The sequence below is a fragment of the Cellulomonas sp. Marseille-Q8402 genome, assembly GCF_965119525.1.
Window position 1 is genome coordinate 1960366 of record NZ_CBCPLX010000001.1, and the last position, 18999, is coordinate 1979364.

19 protein-coding genes are annotated in these 18999 nt (G+C 74.5%); 8 read left to right on the forward strand and 11 right to left on the reverse strand.

All coding sequences use genetic code 11. From position 1 onward, the window contains the following. The first annotated feature begins 76 nt into the window (after positions 1-76). The gene (locus ACWPWW_RS09030; RefSeq protein WP_454049981.1) at positions 77-1087 is read left to right on the forward strand and encodes an iron-siderophore ABC transporter substrate-binding protein; all 1011 of its coding nucleotides are present in this window, start codon (positions 77-79) and stop codon (positions 1085-1087) included. A gap of 28 nt (positions 1088-1115) precedes the next feature. Here the strand turns inward: ACWPWW_RS09030 and ACWPWW_RS09035 are convergent, their stop codons facing one another. After that, entirely contained in the window at positions 1116-2039 is a 924-nt protein-coding gene (locus ACWPWW_RS09035; protein ID WP_454049982.1) for a phosphoribosylaminoimidazolesuccinocarboxamide synthase, read from the reverse strand. A gap of 39 nt (positions 2040-2078) precedes the next feature. Here ACWPWW_RS09035 and ACWPWW_RS09040 point away from each other — a divergent pair, with 39 nt between their 5' ends. Continuing rightward, positions 2079-2297, forward strand: coding sequence for an SCO4848 family membrane protein (locus ACWPWW_RS09040; RefSeq protein WP_454049983.1), 219 nt, complete (start codon positions 2079-2081; stop codon positions 2295-2297). Between the two features lie 7 nt (positions 2298-2304). On the opposite strand, the gene purD is transcribed toward ACWPWW_RS09040, so the two are convergent. From purD to ACWPWW_RS09055, 3 genes are all read right to left on the reverse strand, one after another. Then, positions 2305-3567, reverse strand: a complete 1263-nt coding sequence (purD, locus tag ACWPWW_RS09045; protein ID WP_454049984.1) for a phosphoribosylamine--glycine ligase — start codon at positions 3565-3567, stop codon at positions 2305-2307. Positions 3568-3597: 30 nt separating this feature from the next. Next, entirely contained in the window at positions 3598-4884 is a 1287-nt protein-coding gene (locus ACWPWW_RS09050) for an adenylosuccinate synthase (protein WP_454049985.1), read from the reverse strand. 179 nt (positions 4885-5063) lie between these two features. After that, positions 5064-5486 (reverse strand): DUF3151 domain-containing protein, encoded by a 423-nt coding sequence (locus tag ACWPWW_RS09055; protein WP_454049986.1) that lies wholly within the window; start codon positions 5484-5486, stop codon positions 5064-5066. Positions 5487-5576: 90 nt separating this feature from the next. On the opposite strand from ACWPWW_RS09055, the gene ACWPWW_RS09060 reads away from it, so the two are divergent. After that, the gene (locus ACWPWW_RS09060; RefSeq protein WP_454049987.1) at positions 5577-5939 is read left to right on the forward strand and encodes an STAS domain-containing protein; all 363 of its coding nucleotides are present in this window, start codon (positions 5577-5579) and stop codon (positions 5937-5939) included. A 22-nt stretch (positions 5940-5961) separates the two neighbouring features. On the opposite strand, the gene ACWPWW_RS09065 is transcribed toward ACWPWW_RS09060, so the two are convergent. Further along, positions 5962-8202: a SpoIIE family protein phosphatase gene (locus tag ACWPWW_RS09065; protein WP_454049988.1), complete on the reverse strand. Its 2241-nt coding sequence runs from the start codon at positions 8200-8202 to the stop codon at positions 5962-5964. A 110-nt stretch (positions 8203-8312) separates the two neighbouring features. Between ACWPWW_RS09065 and ACWPWW_RS09070 the strand changes: the two genes are divergently transcribed. Further along, positions 8313-8732: an STAS domain-containing protein gene (locus ACWPWW_RS09070; protein ID WP_454049989.1), complete on the forward strand. Its 420-nt coding sequence runs from the start codon at positions 8313-8315 to the stop codon at positions 8730-8732. Positions 8733-8827: 95 nt separating this feature from the next. Here the strand turns inward: ACWPWW_RS09070 and fbaA are convergent, their stop codons facing one another. The 3 genes from fbaA to purT all read right to left on the reverse strand — a co-directional run bounded on the left by fbaA (position 8828) and on the right by purT (position 11807). Next, the gene (gene fbaA, locus ACWPWW_RS09075; protein WP_454049990.1) at positions 8828-9850 is read right to left on the reverse strand and encodes a class II fructose-bisphosphate aldolase; all 1023 of its coding nucleotides are present in this window, start codon (positions 9848-9850) and stop codon (positions 8828-8830) included. 102 nt (positions 9851-9952) lie between these two features. Next, complete coding sequence (locus ACWPWW_RS09080; RefSeq protein ID WP_454049991.1) at positions 9953-10597, reverse strand: TrmH family RNA methyltransferase; 645 nt, start codon at positions 10595-10597, stop codon at positions 9953-9955. A gap of 1 nt (position 10598) precedes the next feature. Next, positions 10599-11807 carry a formate-dependent phosphoribosylglycinamide formyltransferase gene (purT, locus tag ACWPWW_RS09085; RefSeq protein ID WP_454049992.1) on the reverse strand — a complete coding sequence of 403 codons (1209 nt, stop codon included), beginning with the start codon at positions 11805-11807 and terminating at the stop codon, positions 10599-10601. Between the two features lie 97 nt (positions 11808-11904). On the opposite strand from purT, the gene ACWPWW_RS09090 reads away from it, so the two are divergent. Both ACWPWW_RS09090 and ACWPWW_RS09095 read left to right on the forward strand, forming a co-directional pair. Beyond that, positions 11905-12639 (forward strand): VTT domain-containing protein, encoded by a 735-nt coding sequence (locus ACWPWW_RS09090; protein WP_454049993.1) that lies wholly within the window; start codon positions 11905-11907, stop codon positions 12637-12639. Further along, a complete protein-coding gene (locus tag ACWPWW_RS09095; RefSeq protein WP_454049994.1) occupies positions 12636-13430 on the forward strand; it encodes an HAD-IIA family hydrolase in 795 nt (264 codons plus the stop codon). Before ACWPWW_RS09090 ends, ACWPWW_RS09095 begins: the two co-directional genes overlap by 4 nt. Positions 13431-13528: 98 nt before the next feature. Here the strand turns inward: ACWPWW_RS09095 and pyrE are convergent, their stop codons facing one another. Further along, positions 13529-14092 (reverse strand): orotate phosphoribosyltransferase, encoded by a 564-nt coding sequence (pyrE, locus tag ACWPWW_RS09100; RefSeq protein WP_454050426.1) that lies wholly within the window; start codon positions 14090-14092, stop codon positions 13529-13531. A 46-nt stretch (positions 14093-14138) separates the two neighbouring features. Then, positions 14139-14912, reverse strand: a complete 774-nt coding sequence (locus tag ACWPWW_RS09105) for an SDR family NAD(P)-dependent oxidoreductase (RefSeq protein ID WP_454049995.1) — start codon at positions 14910-14912, stop codon at positions 14139-14141. A gap of 46 nt (positions 14913-14958) precedes the next feature. Here ACWPWW_RS09105 and ACWPWW_RS09110 point away from each other — a divergent pair, with 46 nt between their 5' ends. After that, on the forward strand, positions 14959-15756 hold the full coding sequence (locus tag ACWPWW_RS09110) for an exodeoxyribonuclease III (protein ID WP_454049996.1): 798 nt from the start codon (positions 14959-14961) through the stop codon (positions 15754-15756). A 21-nt stretch (positions 15757-15777) separates the two neighbouring features. Here the strand turns inward: ACWPWW_RS09110 and ACWPWW_RS09115 are convergent, their stop codons facing one another. After that, positions 15778-16377, reverse strand: a complete 600-nt coding sequence (locus ACWPWW_RS09115) for a TetR/AcrR family transcriptional regulator (RefSeq protein ID WP_454049997.1) — start codon at positions 16375-16377, stop codon at positions 15778-15780. A 154-nt stretch (positions 16378-16531) separates the two neighbouring features. Here ACWPWW_RS09115 and ACWPWW_RS09120 point away from each other — a divergent pair, with 154 nt between their 5' ends. Further along, positions 16532-18799, forward strand: coding sequence for an aryl-beta-d-glycosidase (locus ACWPWW_RS09120; RefSeq protein WP_454049998.1), 2268 nt, complete (start codon positions 16532-16534; stop codon positions 18797-18799). The last annotated feature ends 200 nt before the right edge of the window (positions 18800-18999 follow it).

Sequence of the window (18999 nt, forward strand, 5' to 3'; positions counted from 1 at the left end):
GCTACCCTTCCCAGGCATCAGCCCGTCGTGACGCCCGGCACAAGGCGACCCGGGCATCATCCACGAAAGGCCTGCCATGAAGTCCATGCGCGTCGCCGCCGGCCTCGCAGCCGTCGCCGTCCTGGCGCTGAGCGCCTGCTCGTCCACCGACGACCCGGGCGACGGCTCCGAGGGCACCGAGACCACCGCCGCGGGCACGTCGGGCGAGGGCACCTTCCCCGCCACCGTCGACACGAAGTTCGGCGAGATCACCGTCGAGTCCCGGCCCGAGCGGATCGTCGCCCTCGGCTGGGGCGACGCCGAGACCGCCCTGTCCCTCGGCTACCAGCCCGTCGGCGCGTCCGACTGGCTGGCCTTCGGCGGCGACGGCGTCGGCCCCTGGGCCGAGGGCCAGTACGACGAGTCCCCGGAGATCATCGACACCCTCGAGCCGTCCTACGAGGCCATCGCGGCGCTCGAGCCGGACCTGATCCTCGACGTCAAGTCCTCCGGCGACCAGGACCGCTACGACCGCCTGTCCGAGATCGCGCCGACCGTCGGCGTGCCCGAGGGCGGCGACTCGTACCTCACCACCGGCCAGCAGCAGCTCGAGCTGATCTCCGGTGCGCTCGGCGTCCCGGAGAAGGGCGAGGAGCTCGCGGCCCAGCTGGACGAGACCTTCGCCCAGGCCCGCGAGGACCACCCCGACTGGGACGGCAAGACCATCGCCGCCGCCACCCGCACCTCCGAGGGCTGGGGCGCGTACATCGAGGGCGGCGACCGCGTCGACTTCCTGCAGAACCTCGGCTTCGTCCAGTCGCCGACCATCGCGGACCTGCCCGTGTCCGCGTCCGGGTTCTCCGTCGACATCTCCGCCGAGCAGCTCGACCTGCTCGACGCCGACCTGATCGTCGCCTTCCCGATCTACATCGAGACCACCGAGATCACCGACGACCCGCAGTGGCAGGCCATCCCGGCCGTCGCCGACGGCCGGGCGGTCGTGATCGACGGCGACCTGTCCTCCGCCTACTCGCTGGGCACCATCGGCGCGCAGCAGTACGCGCTGGACAACCTCGTCCCGCTGATCGAGGACGCCCTCGGCTCCTGAGCCGCACCGGTCCCGGCGGGGGCGTCGCTCACACCGTGAGCGGCGTCCCCGTCAGCCGTTCGTAGGCCTCCAGGTAGCGGGCCCGCGTCCGCGCCACCACGTCGGCCGGCAGCGTCGGGGGCTCGGCGTCGCCCGCACGGTCCCAGCCCGCACCCGCCGACACCAGCCAGTCCCGCACGTACTGCTTGTCGAAGCTCGGCTGCGGGCGGCCCGGCTCCCACGCGTCCGCCGGCCAGAACCGCGACGAGTCCGGGGTCAGCACCTCGTCGCCCAGGGTCACGGCGCCCGTCGTCGGGTCGGTGCCGAACTCGAGCTTCGTGTCCGCCAGGATGACTCCCCGCTCCCGGGCGATCTGCTCGGCCCGCGCGTACACCGCCAGGGTCAGGTCGCGGAGCTCCTCGGCCCGCGCCCGGCCCAGCTGCGCGGCCACGACGTCCAGGCTGACGTTCTCGTCGTGCTCGCCGAGCTCCGCCTTGGTGGCCGGCGTGAAGATCGGCTCCGGCAGCCGCGACCCGTCGACCAGGCCCGCCGGCAGCGGGATGCCCGTCACCGCACCGCCCGCGCGGTACTCCACCAGGCCGGACCCGGTGAGGTAGCCGCGCGCCACGCACTCCACCGGGAACATCTCCAGCCGCCGGCACACCATCGCGCGACCGAGCACCGCCTCCGGCACCTCCGGCGCGACGGCGCTCACCACGTGGTTCGGGACCAGGTCGGCGAGCTGGCCGAACCACCACAGGCTCAGCTGCGTCAGCACCACGCCCTTGTCGGGGATGCCCGGGCTCAGCACGTGGTCGAACGCGCTGACCCGGTCGCTCGCGACGACGAGGACCACGTCGCCGTGCGCCTCGGCCACCGCGGCACCCTCGTCCTGCGTGGTGTCGGGGACGTACAGGTCGCGGACCTTGCCCGAGTAGGTGTGCGTCCAGCCGGGCAGCGCAGGTGCGGTCATGCGCCCATCCTGCCAAAGCGCCACGGCATACTCGCCGGTATGGAGCTCCCCGTCGCCTGGTCCGTCCTGCTGCTCGTCGCCGGTCTGTGGAGCCTGCTCGTGTGGCCGCGGTTCGGCGCGCGCATCGTCAAGGACCCGCGCTCCCGCGACGCCCAGGGGCGGCCCACGCGGTTCCTCACCGTGCACCTGGTGCTGATCACCGTGTCGATGCTGCTCGGTGCGGCCGTCGCGCTGCTCGGCGTGCTCACGCTGGTCTGAGCCCGGCTCAGCCCTCCGCGGCCGCCTGCGCGATGTCCGACCGGTGGTGCGACCCGTCCAGCCCGATCCGCTCGACCCCGGCGTAGGCCGCCGCCCGTGCCGCGGCGAGGTCCTCGCCGACGCCGACGACCGACAGCACCCGCCCGCCCGCGGACAGCACGGCGCCGTCGGCACCCTCGGCGGTCCCCGCGTGCAGCACGTGCACGCCGGGCACGGCGTCGGCCTCGGCGAGCCCGGTCACCACGTCCCCGGTGCGCGGCGCCTCCGGGTACCCCGAGGACGCCACGACGACGGTCACGGCGGCCTGGTCGGACCACTGCAGCGGCGGCAGCGTGGCCAGCGCGCCGGTGGCCGCCGCGAGCAGCACCCCGGCGAGCGGCGTGCTGAGCCGCGCGAGCACGACCTGGGTCTCGGGGTCGCCGAACCGCGCGTTGAACTCCACGACCCGCATCCCCTGGCTGGTCATCGCGAGACCGCAGTAGAGGACGCCGACGAACGGGGTCCCGCGCCGGGCCATCTCGTCGACGGTGGGCTGGGCGACCCGGGCGACGACCTCGTCGACCAGCCCGTCGGGTGCCCACGGCAGCGGGGTGTACGCGCCCATGCCCCCGGTGTTGGGCCCGGTGTCGGCGTCGCCGACGCGCTTGAAGTCCTGCGCGGGCACGAGCGGCACGACGGTGGCGCCGTCCGAGAGCACGAAGAGCGAGACCTCGGGTCCGTCCAGGTAGTCCTCGACGACGACCCGGCCGCCCGGCCGCGCGAGGCAGGCGAGGGCGTGCTCGAGCGCGACGGCGCGGTCGGCGGTGACGACGACCCCCTTGCCCGCGGCGAGGCCGTCCTCCTTGACCACGTACGGCGCGCCGAAGGTGTCGAGCGCCGCGGCGGCGGCGGACGGGTCGGTGACGACGACCGGCTCGGCGGTCGGCACGCCCGCGGCGGCCATGACCTCCTTGGCGAAGGCCTTGGACCCCTCGAGCCGTGCCGCCTCGGCGCTCGGCCCGAACACGGGGACGCCCGCCGCGCGCACGGCGTCGGCCACGCCGGCGACCAGCGGCGCCTCGGGCCCGACGACGACGAGGTCCGCGCCGAGCGACGTGGCGAGCGCGGCGACGGCCGCGCCGTCCAGCTGGTCGACCGCGTGCAGGGTCGCGAGCGCGCCGATGCCGGGGTTGCCGGGCGCGGCGTGCAGCTCGGTGACCGCCGGGTCGCGGTGCAGGGCGAGGGTGAGGGCGTGCTCGCGGGCACCGGTCCCGACGACGAGGATCTTCACGCGCCCGACCCTACCCAGCGCGGCGGCGCCTCAGCCGAGCAGGTCGTGGATCGAGACGGTCGCCTCGCGGCCGGGGCCCACGCCGACGGCGGAGATCCGGCAGCCCGAGATCTCCTCCAGGTGCGTGAGGTACCGCTGCGCGTTGACCGGGAGGTCCGCCAGCTCGCGGGCACCGGAGATGTCCTCGGTCCAGCCGTCGAGGTACTCGTAAACCGGCTTCGCGTGGTGGTAGTCGCTCTGGTCGTCGGGCATCTCGTCGAACCGGCGCCCGTCGACGTCGTACGCCACCGCGACGGGGATCGTGTCCCGCCCGGTGAGGACGTCGAGCTTGGTCACGACGAGGTCCGTCAGGCCGTTGATGCGCGAGGAGTAGCGGGCGACGACGGCGTCGTACCAGCCGGTGCGGCGGGGGCGGCCGGTGGTCGTGCCGAACTCGCCGCCGGTCCGGCGCAGCCACTCGCCGTCCTCGTCGAACAGCTCGGTGGGGTACGGGCCCTCCCCGACACGGGTGGTGTACGCCTTGGCCACGCCGACGACCCGGTCGATGCGGGTCGGGCCGACGCCGGAGCCGGTGCACGCGCCGCCGGCGGTCGCGGAGGACGACGTGACGAACGGGTAGGTGCCGTGGTCGACGTCGAGCATCGTCGCCTGGCCGGCCTCGAACACGAGGGTCTTGCCCGCGTCGAGCGCCTGGTTGAGCACCAGCGGGGTGTCCGCGACGTACGGGCGCAGCCGCTCGGCGTAGGTGAGGAGGTCCTCGACGGTCTCGTCGACGGTGATGGCCCGGCGGTTGTAGACCTTCACGAGCAGGTGGTTCTTCTGGTCGAGGGCGCCCTCGACCTTCTGCCGGAGGATGTTCTCGTCGAACAGGTCCTGGATGCGGATGCCGACGCGGTTGATCTTGTCGGCGTAGGCGGGACCGATGCCGCGGCCGGTCGTGCCGATCTTCCGCTTGCCCAGGAACCGCTCGGTGACCTTGTCGACCGTGCGGTGGTACGGCGCGATGACGTGCGCGGCGGAGGACACGAGCAGGCGCTCGGCGGACACGCCGCGGGCCTCGAGGGCGTCGATCTCCTCGAAGAGGACCTCGATGTCGATGACGACGCCGTTGCCGATGACCGGCGTGACCCCGGGCGACAGGATGCCGGAGGGCAGCAGGTGCAGGGCGTACTTCTCGCCGTTGACGACGACGGTGTGCCCGGCGTTGTTGCCGCCGTTGAACTTCACGACGTAGTCGATCCGCGACCCGAGCTGGTCGGTCGCCTTGCCCTTGCCCTCGTCGCCCCACTGGGTCCCGAGCACCACGACGGCCGGCATGTGATCACCACTCCTACCCTGCCCGGCGACGGACGCCCCGCACTCCAGGCGAGCACGACGGCTCGGGTGCGGGTGGTCCGGGCACCGGACGGCAGGCGACCCCGGTACCTCCGGAAGATTACCGGAGCCGCCCGCCACCCGTCAGCGCGGCCCCGCACGGGCAGCGCCGACGACGCGGGTCAGCGCAGCGCGGACACCTCGGCGGCCGACGTGCCGGAGTCGACGAGGAACTGCGCGCAGCGCTCCGCCTCGTCCTCCTCGCCGATGGCCTCCGCGGCCTCGGCGAGCGCGAGGAGCGCCCGCAGGAACCCCTGGTTCGGCTCGTGGTCCGCCGGCACCGGCCCGCGACCCCGCCAGCCGGCGCGGCGCAGGGAGTCCAGGCCGCGGTGGTAGCCGGTGCGCGCGTAGGCGTAGGCGGCCACCGGGTCGCCCTCGTCGCGCAGGGCGCGCTCCGCGAGCAGCGCCCAGGCGAGGGAGGACGTGGGCACCTCGCGCGCGGCGTCGCGGAGGTCGCCGCCTCCGGTGAGGACGGCGCGGGCGTCCGCGTCGGCGCCCTGCGGCAGGCGGGTGGGCTCGGGCTCGAGCAGGTTGGGTCCGGTCATGCGCCCAGTCTCGCAGGCAGGCCGGCGTGCGCCCCCGTCCCCGGGTGGTTACAGTCGACGAGCCCGTGTCCGTCCCCGCCGGAGGCCCCCATGATCGAGATCGCCACCTCGGCGGCGACGACCACGCTCGTGATCGCCGGCGACCTCGACCTGGCCGAGCGCGACCAGTTCCCCGAGATCGCCGCCCGCGTCGTCGGTCTGCGCCGGCAGCTGCTGGTGATCGACATGTGCGGCGTGACGTTCATGGACTCGACGGGCGCGGCGTTCCTCATCTCCCTCGCGGACGCGAGCCGCAAGCGCGGCGGCGCGACGGTCCTGCGCGGTGCCGACCCGCGCGACCTGTTCGTCCTCGAGATCTGCGGGGCGCTGGACCTGTTCCGCATCGACGCCGACCACCGCTGCGCGGGCGACGACGCCGAGGCCAGCACCGAGGACGCCTCCGCCCCGGCCTGACGCGGCCTGACCCGGCCGGGCCTCAGCCCGCGTCGGTCCCCGCCACGGGCGGCTCCACGGGTCGCACGCGCGCCCACACGACCTTGCCCCCCCGGGACGGCCGCCAGCCCCAGTCGGCCAGGCGCTCGACGATGCGCATGCCGAACCCGCCGATCCGCCCGGGGTGCCCGTCGGTCGCGACGGGCGGCGTCGGGTTGGAGTCCTCCACCTCGATCCGCAGGCCGTCGCCGGTGTCGTGCAGCTGCAGCGTGACCCGGCCCCAGCCGTGCAGGACCGCGTTCGCGACCAGCTCGGACACGACCAGCTCGGCGTTCGCCGCGTCGCCCAGCTCCCAGGCGTGCGAGGTGCGCACCACGGCGTGCCGGGCGCGCGCGATCGACGCCGGCTCGCTCGGCAGCTGCCAGCGCCGGCTCCGGACGTTGCCGCCGTGCCCCGACGTGTCGGTCAGGTCGGGGATCCGGACGACGACCACGGCGACGTCGTCCTCCGGGTTGTCCGCGAGGCGGGCCAGCAGCTCCTCGCCGATGCCGGCCGCGTCGACGGCGGTGGCGCCGGCCGCGACGTCCCGCAGCGCGCGGACGCCGTCGAGCAGGGCCCGGTCACGGCGCTCGATGAGGCCGTCCGTGTAGAAGACGAGGACGTCGCCCGGCAGCAGGTCGTGCCGGGCGGTGCGGCGGGCGCCGTCCCCGAAGCCGATCAGCGGGCCTCCGGCGTCGTCGAGCAGGACCACCTCCCCGCCCCGCACCAGCAGCGCGGGCAGGTGCCCGGCGCGCGAGTACTCCAGGCTCCACACCGGGCAGTCGCCGTCGGTGCCCGCGCGGCGGGTCAGGGTGGTGAGCACCAGGCCCGCGGAGCGCGGGATCCGCATGCCGCCGACCAGCTGGTCGACGCGCTCGAGGACCGCACCCGGCTCGGTCACCTCGAAGGCGTAGGCCCGCACCACCGACCGCAGCTGGCCCATGGCGGCGGCGGCCTCGACGTCGTGCCCGACGACGTCGCCGATCACGACGCCGACCACGTCGGGCGCGATCTGCACGACGTCGTACCAGTCGCCGCCGACCTGGGCGTAGACGACGTTCGGCGCGTAGTACGACCAGACGTCGAGCCCGTCCACCTCGGCCTGCTCCGGCAGCATCGCCCGCTGCAGGGTCTCGGCGACCCGGTGCTCGCGGGCGTAGAGCCGCACGTTCTCCATGCCGAGGCCCACCCGGCGGGCGACCAGCGACAGGATGGTGCGGGTGCGTTCGTCCACGCCGCCGCGGGCCGGTGCGGGTCGGGCGTCCTCGGGCCGCGCGGGGGCCGGACGGGGCACGACCGCGAGCACGCCGAGCACCCGGTGCCGGCCCGGCAGCGGGACCACCGCGACGTGCCCGAGCCCGGCGCCGTCGGGCACCCGCGCGCGCAGGTCGGCGGCGAGCCACGCGGAGGCGGAGCCCGGCTCGTGCTCCGCGGCGGTGTCGAAGTCGACGACGGGGGCGCCCTCGCCCTCGCCGTCCAGCAGGCGCTGGACCAGGTCGCTCCCGGCCCGGCTGCCGCGCCGCGGGACGTACGTCGACGGCACGGCTCCGCGCGCCCCGGCGGCACCGTGCCGGCGGGCGCCCGCGCGCGACGAGCGGCTGCTCTCCATCCCGTCGGAGGCCTGCAGGCCCTCGTCGTCGACGTAGAAGCCGGCCCAGCCGACGACGCGCCGGGACAGCAGCTCGGAGATCGCCCGCAGCGCGTAGGGGTCGTCCAGGTCCATGACGAGGTCGGACACGGCGCCGATCAGCGCGAGGTCCTCGCTCTCCCGGCGCACGACCTCGACCTCGGCGGCGACGGCGGCGTCGCGGTCCACCTCGGCGGTCACGTCGACCAGGGCGGCCACCCAGTGCGTCGGCTCGGCGTCCTCGGCACCGCCGGCGTCCTGCGTCGCGTCGCCGGCCAGCACGGGCGTCACCACGGTGCGCGCCCAGAACCAGTCGCCGTCGGCCTTCCGCAGCCGGAGCAGCGCGGACGTCGCGCGCCGCGCGAGCACGGCGTCCCGCAGCTCGTGCAGGCCGGAGCCGTCCTCGGCCGCGAGGGCCACCAGGCCGGCCGCCGGCCCGGCGACGTCGTCGAGCGTGAGGCCGGTGGTCTCCGTGAACGCGGCGTTCACCCACACGACGGGCCAGTGGGGCTGCGCGGCCGCCACGAGGACCGGCATCCCGACGACCTGGCCGAGTGCACGGCCGATGGTGCTGAGGGTCTCCTCGGCGCCGTCACCGGGCGTGGAGTTGACCACCACCGCCTCCGATCGTCTAGCGTTCCCGACAGGTACCGGCGAAGCACCCACCGGGACCAGGCCGAAACCCGGCGCGGCCCACCGAGGCCGCCATCCGGATCGAAGGGAGCATCGTGCGCGACGGTAACAGCACCCCGCCGGGCGAGCGCGCCGGGGACCAGGGCTCGGAAGCCGCGGCCACCCCGACGGTACCGGCACCGCGCGACGCCCCGGGCGAACCGGGATCCGTGCACGTCATCCTGTCCCCCGACCGGACCACGATCGTGCTCTCGGGCGAGGTCGACGCCGACCTCGGGGCGGACCTCGCGCAGGCGACGACGGACGCGGAGCAGGCGGGCGTGCCCATCGAGGTGGACGCCCACCACGTGACGTTCATGGACTCCTCCGGCGTGGCGTTCCTCGCCCGGCTGGCCATGCGGACCCCGCACCGGGTGCGGCTGCTGCACGTGCCGCCGACCGTCCAGTTCCTCCTGGAGGTCACCCGGATCGGGGAGCTGCTCGACGTCGTCGAGGACGCCCCGCCGGCCGGCTGACGCCCCACGCGCACCCGCGCGACGCAGGCACCCGCACGACGCACGAGGGCCCGGTCACCACGCGGTGACCGGGCCCTCGTCGCGTCGTCGCGGGGTCAGCGGATGCTGTGGCCCGCCGAGCGCAGCTGCTGGCTCGCCTCGACGATGCGGGCGGCCATGCCGGCCTCGGCCAGCTTGCCCCAGGCGCGCGGGTCGTAGGCCTTCTTGTTGCCCACCTCGCCGTCGATCTTCAGGACGCCGTCGTAGTTGCTGAACATGTGGCCGACCACGGGACGCGTGAACGCGTACTGGGTGTCGGTGTCGATGTTCATCTTGATGACGCCGTTGTCGACCGCCTCGGCGATCTCCTCCGCCGTGGAGCCGGACCCGCCGTGGAAGACCAGGTCGAACGGGTCGGCCTTGCCGATCTGCTCGCCGACCGTCTTCTGGATCTCGGCCAGGATCGACGGGCGCAGCTTGACGGCACCCGGCTTGTACACGCCGTGCACGTTGCCGAACGTCAGGGCCGTCAGGTAGCGGCCCTTCTCGCCCGCGCCGAGGGCCTTGATCGTCGCCAGGCCGTCCTCGGCCGTGGTGTACAGCTTGTCGTTGATGGCGGCCTCGTGGCCGTCCTCCTCGCCACCGACGACGCCGACCTCGATCTCGAGGATCGTGCGCGCGGCCTGCGACAGCTCGAGGAGCTCGGCCGCGATGACGAGGTTCTCGTCCAGCGGGATGTCCGAGCCGTCGAACATGTGGGACTGGAAGGTCGGGTTCTTGCCGGCCTTGACCTCCTCGGCCTCGAGGGCCAGGAGCGGGCGGACCCAGGAGTCCAGGTTCTTCTTGACGCAGTGGTCGGTGTGCAGGGCGACGGTGATGCCGTAGCCCTTGGCGACCTCGGTCGCGTACGCGGCCAGCGCGCGGGTGCCCGAGACGCGGTCCTTGATGGTCGAGCCCGACGCGTACTCGGCGCCACCGACGGACACCTGCAGGATGCCGTCCGACTCCGCCTCGGCGAAGCCCTGCAGCGCAGCGGTGATGGTCTGGGAGGAGGTGATGTTCACGGCCGGGTAGGCGAACTTGCCCGCCTTCGCCCGGTCGATCATCTCGGCGTACACCTCAGGGGTGGCGATGGGCATCGCAGCGGCTCCAAAGAGAGTGGGGTTTTCGCTATCGCACCAAGTTTGGCACGTCCCCGGCGCGCGGCGTCCGGGACGTCCTGCCCACGGACGCCCGGACCGCTACGACGCCGGCGGCGGTCCCGCGTGCCGGACGGCCCACGCGTGCATCGCGATCGCCGCCGCGGCCCCCGCGTTGATCGAGCGGGTCGACCCGTACTGGTCGATGTGCAGCACGGCCTCGACGCCGGCGCGCGCGGCCTCGGACAGCCCGGCGGACTCCTGCCCGAACAGCAGCACGCACGCCCGCGGCAGCGGGTGGCCGTCGAGGGGGACGGAGCCGGGCACGTTGTCGACACCCAGCACGGGCAGCCCCTCGGCCCGGGCCCACGCGAGCAGGTCGTCGACGGTCGGGTGGTGGTGGACGTGCAGGTAGCGGTCGGTGACCATCGCCCCGCGGCGGTTCCACCGGCGGCGGCCGACCACGTGGACCCCCGCGGCGTTGAACGCGTTCGCGGTGCGGACCACCGAGCCGATGTTCAGGTCGTGCGCCCAGTTCTCGATGGCCACGTGGAACGGGTGCCGGCGGGTGTCCAGGTCGGCGACGACGGCCTCGACGGTCCAGTAGCGGTACCGGTCGGCGACGTTGCGGCGGTCGCCGTGCGCCAGGAGCTCCGGGTCGTACCGGGGGTCGTCGGGCCACGCGCCGGGACCGCCGGGCCAGGGTCCGACGCCGACCTCCTCGGGGTCGCGCAGGTCGTCGCCCACCTCAGACGAGCTCGATCGTCAGCGCGTCGGCCGCGGCCCTCGCCCGCGCACGCGCCTGCTCGACGTCCGCACCCCGGGCCACGGTCACCGCGACCCGTCGCCGGCCGGCGACGGCCGGCTTGCCGAACAGCCGCAGCTGCGCCGTCGGCACCGCGAGCGCCGCGTCGACGCCGGCGAACCGCGGGACGCCGGTGCCCTCGGCGAGCACGGCGCACGAGGCGGCCGGCCCGAGCGCGAGGACCTCGCCCGCCGGCAGCCCGAGCACCGCGCGCGCGTGCAGGGCGAACTCCGACAGGTCCTGGGAGGCGAGCGTGACCAGCCCGGTGTCGTGCGGCCGCGGCGACACCTCGGAGAACAGCACCTGGTCCCCCACGACGAACAGCTCGACGCCGAACACGCCCCAGCCGCCGAGCGCCCCGGTCACGGTCGCGGCGACCCGCTGCGCCTCGGCGAGGGTCGCCGCCGGCAGCGGCGCGGGCTGCCAGGACTCGCGGTAGTCGCCGTCGACCTGCACGTGCCCGATCGGCTCGCAGAACGTCGTGCCGCCGGCGTGCCGGACCGTCAGCAGGGTGATCTCGGAGTCGAACCGCACGAAGCCCTCGACGATCACCCGCACCGCGGCGCCGTGGTGCGCGGCGGCCCGGCCGCCCGACTGCGCGTACGCCCACGCGTGCTCGACGTCGTCGGCGGCGCGGACGACGGACTGGCCCTTGCCCGACGACGACATCACCGGCTTCACCACGCACGGCAGCCCGACCTCGGCCACCGCCGCCCGCAGCGCCTCGAGGTCGTCGACGAACCGGTACGGCGACGTCGGGAGGCCGAGCTCCTCGGCGGCGAGGCGGCGGATGCCCTCGCGGTCCATGGTCAGCGCGGTGGCGCGCGCGGTCGGGACCACGCGGACGCCGGCGGCCTCGACCTCGGCCAGCACCTGCGTCGCGATGGCCTCGATCTCCGGGACGACGACGTGCGGCTGCTCGGCGTCGAGCACCGCGCGCAGCGCCACCGGGTCGAGCATGTCGACGACGTGCGACCGGTGCGCGACCTGCATCGCGGGGGCGTCCGGGTACCGGTCGACGGCGACCACCTCGACGCCGAGCCGCTGCAGCTCGATCGCCACCTCCTTGCCGAGCTCGCCGGAGCCGAGCAGGAGGACGCGCGTCGAGCCGGCGGTGAGCGGGGTGCCGATGGTCACGGTGGAGGTCGTCACGGCGGCCATCCTCCCGCACGGGGGCCGCCCCGGATCCCCGCAGGACCCGCACGCGGTCCCGGGCCGCGGCCGGGGACGCGGCCGTACTCTGGTCCCCATGCCTGCGTCCGCCGCGCTCGTCTCCCTCGTCCCCGCCCTCGGGGCGCAGCCCGCGCTGCTCCCGGACTGGCTCGACGCGGAGCACCTGATCTCCTCGTTCGGGTCGTACGCGCTGATCGGCATCGTGCTCGTGGTGTTCATCGAGACGGGGCTGCTGTTCCCGCTCCTGCCCGGCGACTCGCTGCTGTTCACCGCCGGCGCCCTCGTGGCGCAGGACGCGCTCGACTTCCCGCTGTGGCTGCTGTGCGTGCTGCTGTTCCTGGCGGCGTTCCTCGGCGACCAGGTGGCGTACTTCATCGGGCACAAGGTGGGCCCCCGGCTGTTCCGGCGGCCGGACTCGCGCATCTTCAAGCAGCAGTACATCGACCAGACCTACGCGTACTTCGACAAGTACGGCGGCCGGACGGTGATCCTGGCGCGGTTCGTGCCGATCGTCCGCACGTACGCGCCCGTCGCCGCGGGCGTCGGCGGGATGCGGTACCGGACGTTCGTCTCGTACAACGTGGTCGGCGCCCTGCTGTGGGGCGTCGGGATCACCGTGCTGGGCTACGCGCTCGGCACCATCACGTTCGTCCGGGAGAACATCGAGGCGCTCGCCGTCCTCATCGTGCTGATCTCGGTGATCCCCGTCGCGATCGAGCTCTGGCGCGGTCGGCGTGCCGCGCGGCGCGACGAGCGCTACGACGAGCCCGAGGAGCGCGCCGCCGTCGAGCGGAAGGCCTTCGACCAGTGACCCGGCCCATCGTCTCCTGGCTGTCCGACATGGACGGCGTGCTCGTGCACGAGGGCATCGCCGTGCCGGGCGCCCCGGAGTTCGTCCGCGCGCTGCGGGACGGCGACCACCGGTTCCTCGTCCTGACCAACAACTCGATCTTCACGCCGCGCGACCTGCGCGCGCGGCTCGCGGCCGGTGGCATCGACCTGGCCGAGGAGTCGCTGTGGACGTCGGCGCTCGCCACGGCGCAGTTCCTGGTCGACCAGATGCCGAACGGCTCGGCCTACGTCATCGGCGAGGCCGGGCTCACGACCGCGCTGTACGAGGCGGGCTACACGCTGACGGCCGCCGACCCGGACTTCGTGGTGCTGGGCGAGACGCGGACGTACTCGTTCGAGGCGATCACGCGGGCGATCCGGCTGATCCAGGGCGGCGCGCGGTTCATCGCGACCAACCCCGACGTCACCGGGCCGAGCCAGGAGGGCGACCTGCCCGCCACCGGCGCCGTGGCGGCGATGATCACCGCGGCCACGGGCCGGCAGCCCTACTTCGTGGGGAAGCCGAACCCGATGATGATCCGGTCCGCGCTGAACCGGATCGACGCGCACTCCGAGACCACCGCGATGATCGGCGACCGGATGGACACCGACGTCGTCGCCGGGATCGAGGCCGGGCTGCGCACGTTCCTCGTGCTCACCGGGTCGACGCGCCCCGAGGACCTGGTGAAGTACCCGTTCCGCCCCACGCACGTCTACGACTCGATCGCGGACCTCGTCCCCCGCGTCCCGGAGTGGGCCCGCTCGGCGTGACCGGTCGTCGCCCGAGGTCGTCACCGGTGCACGAGGTCGTCCCGCAGGACTGACGACCTCGTGCCCGTGTCACGACCTCGACCACCACGGGCCTGTTCTCAGGCCAGGCCGAGGTCCCGCAGGTCGAAGAGGTAGTGGTACGGGACGCCCAGCGCCTCGATCTTCTCCTGGGCTCCGGTGGCGCGGTCGACGATCACGGCCACGCCGCGCACGTCGGCGCCGGCCTCGCGCGCGGCCTCGACGGCGGCGATCGGCGAGGCGCCCGTCGTGGAGGTGTCCTCCAGCACGACGACGGGCCGGCCGGCGATGTCCGGGCCCTCGATGCGGCGCTGCATGCCGTGCGCCTTGGCCTCCTTGCGGACCACGAAGGCGTCGAGGTCCTGGCCGCGGGACGCCGCGGCGTGCAGCAGGGCCGTGGCGACCGGGTCGGCGCCGAGCGTGAGGCCGCCGACGGCCTCGACCTCGGCCGTGCCCAGCCCGACCTCCTCGAGCCGGTCGAGCAGGACGTGGCCGATCAGCGGCGCGGCGCGGTGGTGCAGGGTCACGCGGCGCAGGTCGACGTAGTAGTCGGCCTCCCGTCCGGAGGACAGGGTGACCCGGCCGCGCACGACGGCCAGCTCGGTGATGAGGTCGCGCAGCTGCTCGCGCGGGGTCGGGGACATCGGGGAGTTCGTCACGCCCGCCAGGGTAGCGAGGCGCGCGCCTCCGTCAGTCCGCCCGACGGTCGGTGCGCGCCTCGGCCAGGCGCCGCACGGCACCCCGCGGCAGCGCCCGCAGCGCGCCGGACGCGACCCGGTACCGCAGGCTCGGGGTGGACAGCACCGCCCCGCGCCGGACGTCCGCGAGCGCCGTGGCGACGACCCGGTCCGGCGACAGCCACGCCAGCTGGGGGTAGGACTCCGCGCCGCGCAGGCCGGCGCGCTCGTGGAACTCGGTGTGCGTCAGCCCCGGCGACAGCACCGTGGCGGTGACGCCGGTCCCGGCGAGCTCGACGGCGAGGCCCTCGGTGAAGGTCCGTACCCAGGCCTTGTGCGCCGAGTACGTGCCGGACGCCATCAGCGCCGCCACCGACCCGACGTTGAGGATCGCCCCGCGGCCGCGCTCCACCATGGCGCCGGCGGCGGCGTGCGACAGCACGAGGACCGAGCGGACCATGAGGTCGAGCGCCCGCTCCTGCAGCGCGAGGTCACCGCCGACGAACCGCTCCCCCAGCCCGATGCCGGCGTTGTTCACCAGCAGGCCGACGGGGTGCTCCGTGGCACGGAGGCGGTCGGCGACCCGGTCCAGGTCGGCGCGGACGGTCAGGTCGGCGGGCAGGACCTCGGCGTGCACGCCCGCGGCGGCACGCAGCTGCGCGGCGAGCCGCTCGAGGCGCTCGCCGTCGCGGGCGACCAGGACGACGTCGTGCCGGGCGGTGGCCAGCTGCCAGGCGAACTCCAGCCCGAGACCGGCGCTCGCGCCCGTGATGAGTGCGGTTCCCATGCGCCTCACCCTACGGGTGTCGGGTCCGGCCGGTACGGTGCGGCACATGCGCCTCGCCACCTGGAACGTGAACTCCGTCCGCACCCGAGTCGACCGCGTCGTCGCGTTCCTGGAGCGCACCGGCACCGACGTGCTGGCGATGCAGGAGACGAAGTGCAAGGACGAGCAGTTCCCGCGCGAGGCGTTCGAGGCCGCCGGGTACGAGGTCGTGACCAGCGGGTTCAGCCAGTGGAACGGCGTGGCCATCGCCTCGCGCGTCGGCATCCACGACGTCGAGCACGCGTTCGGCGGCCAGCCCGGCTGGGGCGAGCACCCGGTCACCGAGGCACGGGCGCTCGGCGCCAGCTGCGGCGGCGTGCGGGTGTGGAGCCTGTACGTCCCGAACGGGCGCGAGGTCGGCGACCCGCACTTCGACTACAAGCTCCGCTGGCTCGCCGCGCTGCAGCAGGAGGCCGGCCGCTGGCTGGAGGAGAACCCGGCCCTGCCGGTCGCGCTGGTCGGCGACTGGAACGTGGCGCCGCTCGACACCGACGTCTGGGACATCGCGAAGTTCGCCGGCAGCACCCACGTCACCCCGGCCGAGCGCGAGGCGTTCGCCGCGTTCGCCGCCGCCGGCTACACCGAGGTGTCCCGCGAGCACCTGCCCGCCGAGCACACCTACACCTACTGGGACTACCAGCAGCTCCGGTTCCCCCGGAACGAGGGCATGCGGATCGACTTCACCTGGGCGTCGCCGACGCTCGCCGTCCGCGTGACCGACGTGTCGATCGAGCGGAACGAGCGCAAGGGCAAGGCGCCGTCCGACCACGTCCCGGTGGTGCTGGACATCGCCGACGCCGCCTGAGACCGGCGGGCCGGACCCGGCTCAGAGCGGGACGGTGAGCTGGTCCTGCACGTGGGCGCGGACCACCCCGGCCATGTCGGTGCCGGCGTCGTCGAGCAGCCACTGGACCTGCATGCCGTCCATCAGCGCGATCAGCTGGCGCCCCGCGGCGTCGGGGTCGACACCCGCCCGCAGCGCCCCGGACGCGGCCGCGCGCCGGTACGCCGTGCCGGCGGCGTGCAGGGCGCGCCGGTACCGGTCCTGGAAGTAGGCGTGCGCCGGGTGGTCGGCGGAGGTGGCCTCGGCGGACAGCACGGCGAACAGCTCGACGATGCCGCGCCGGGTCGTGTTGAGGGCGGTGAGCTCCACGAGGTGCCGCAGCGTGGTCACCCCGTCGGCGCCGTCGGCCTCGAGCCACTCGATGTCCGCCTCGTCGCGCTGCTCCAGCACGGCCAGCAGCAGCGACTCCTTGGTCGGGAAGTGGTGCAGCAGCCCGGGGTGGGAGATCCCGCAGCGTGCCGCGATCTCCCGCAGAGAGGCCCCGCGGTAGCCGACCTCGCCGAACATCGCCGTCGCCTGGTCGATGATCTCGCGCCGCTTCGCGCGGCCCTTCGCGTAACCGCGCTGCATCTCGACGGTCATCGTGCTGCCCCCTGCACCGGAACTCGAGCGCCGGCCGGCGCTGGCGCACAGGGTCTCACAGGCGAGGCGCAGCACCCGGCAGCAACCCCGACCAGTCGGTAGGGAATCCGCTAGGCTGCGGGGAACAGACCCACCGCACGAGGAGGTGCCCCGCATGTCCGTCGCATTCGACGTCGAGCGTGTCCTGGCCGAGCTGACCCTGGAGGAGAAGGCCGCGCTCACGTCCGGCTCCGACTTCTGGCACACCGACGGCGTCGAGCGCCTCGGCGTGCCGAAGGTCATGGTGACCGACGGCCCGCACGGGCTGCGCAAGCAGGCCGAGAGCGCCGACCACCTGGGCATCGGCAACTCCGTGCCCGCCACCTGCTTCCCGCCCGCCGCGGCGCTGGCGTCCACCTGGGACGTCGACCTGCTGGACCGGGTCGGGCGCGCGCTCGGCCGGGAGACCCGCGGCAACGACGTCGCGGTGCTGCTCGGCCCCGGCGTGAACATGAAGCGCTCGCCGCTGTGCGGGCGGAACTTCGAGTACTTCTCCGAGGACCCCGCGCTGGCGGGCGACCTCGGCGCCGCGCTCGTGTCCGGCATCCAGTCGCAGGGCGTCGGCACCTCGCTGAAGCACTTCGCCGCCAACAACCAGGAGACCGACCGCATGCGGGTCTCCGCCGACGTGGACGAGCGCACGCTGCGGGAGATCTACCTGCCGGCCTTCGAGCGCGTCGTCACGCGGGTGCAGCCGTGGACCGTGATGTGCTCGTACAACAAGATCAACGGCACCTACGCCTCGCAGGACCACTGGCTGCTGACCGAGGTCCTGCGCGACGAGTGGGGCTTCGAGGGCCTGGTCGTCTCCGACTGGGGCGCCGTCGTGGACCGCGTCGCCGCCGTCGCCGCCGGGCTGGACCTGGAGATGCCGGCCACCGGCGGGCGCACCGACGCGCTGGTCGTCGACGCCGTGCAGAGCGGCGCGCTGGACGAGGCCGTGCTCGACGTGGCCGCGCGCCGGGTGCTGCAGCTGATCGCCCGTGCCCAGCCCGCGCTGGCCGAGCCCGGCACGATCGACGCGGAGGCGCACCACGCGCTCGCCCGCGAGGCCGCCGCGGACGGCTCCGTGCTGCTGAAGAACGCGTCCGTCGACGGTGCCCCCGCGCTGCCGCTCAGCGCGTCCGCCGCCGCCGAGGCCGTCGTGATCGGCGAGTTCGCCCGCACCCCGCGCTACCAGGGCGCCGGCTCCTCGCAGGTGAACCCGACCCGCCTGGACGACGCGCTCACCGCCCTGCGCTCGGCCACCGGCACGGAGCTGCCGTTCGCGGCCGGGTTCTCCGTCGCCGGGGTCACCGACGAGGCCGACGACGCGGCGCTGCTGGACGAGGCCGTGGGCCTCGCCCGCGAGGCCGGCACCGTGCTGCTGTTCCTCGGGCTGCCCGCCCCCGACGAGTCCGAGGGCTACGACCGCACGCACCTGGGGCTGCCCGCCGACCAGGTCGCCGTGCTGCGGGCCGTCGCCGCGGTGAACCCGCGCGTCGTGGTCGTGCTCGCCAACGGCTCGGCGGTCGGCGTCGAGTGGCAGGACGACGCCGCCGCGGTGCTGGAGACCTGGCTCGGCGGCCAGGCCGGCGGCTCGGCCGTCGCCGACCTGCTGCTCGGCGTGCGGAACCCGTCCGGCAAGCTCGCCGAGACGATCCCGCACCGCGTCGAGGACACCCCCGCGTTCGGCAACTTCCCGGGCGACAACGGGCACGTCCGCTACGGCGAGGGCGTGCTCGTCGGCTACCGCTGGTACGACACCCGCCTGGTCGACGTCGCCTACCCCTTCGGGCACGGCCTGTCCTACACGACGTTCGGCTACTCCGACGTCACCGCGACCCTGTCCGGGGAGGGGGCCGCGTCCGCGATCGAGGTGACGGCCACCGTCACCAACACCGGCGCGGTGGCTGGCGCCGAGACCGTCCAGGTCTACGTCGGCGACCCCGAGGCGGCCGTGCTGCGCCCGACCCGCGAGCTCAAGGCGTTCGCCAAGGTCGCGCTCGAGCCCGGCGAGTCCCGCACGCTGACCTTCACGCTCGGCTCCCGCGACCTGGCGTACTGGCACCCGGCGCTGCGGCGCTGGGTCGTCGGCGGCGGCCGCACCGTCGTCGAGGTCGGCGCGTCGTCGCGCGACATCCGCGGCACCGCCGAGGTGACCGTGACGGGCGAGCCGCTGTTCGGCACGCTGTCCGCCGACTCCACCGTCACCGAGTGGCTGGCGCACCCGGTCGGCAAGCGGGTGCTCGGCGCGGAGTTCGAGTCGGCGACGGCCGCGCTGGACCCGACGATGCTCGCGATGCTCGGCGACATGCCGATGCGCGTCATCGCGAGCTTCGGCATGGGCGGGTTCGACGAGGCCGGCCTGTCGCGCATGGTCGCGGAGGCCGCGGCGGCCTGACCCGCTGCTCCGGCGACGGCACGGCCCGTCCCGCCTCGTGCGGGGCGGGCCGTGCTGCGTCGAGCGTGTCGAGTCGTCGACGTCGAGCATCCGGCTGAGCCGGCCCGACGAGCCCGGGCCCACGGGATCACGCGACGTGGACGCACGCACGCGGACCGACGCGACGGCCGCCGCGACCACCGCACCGCACGGGCCTTGCG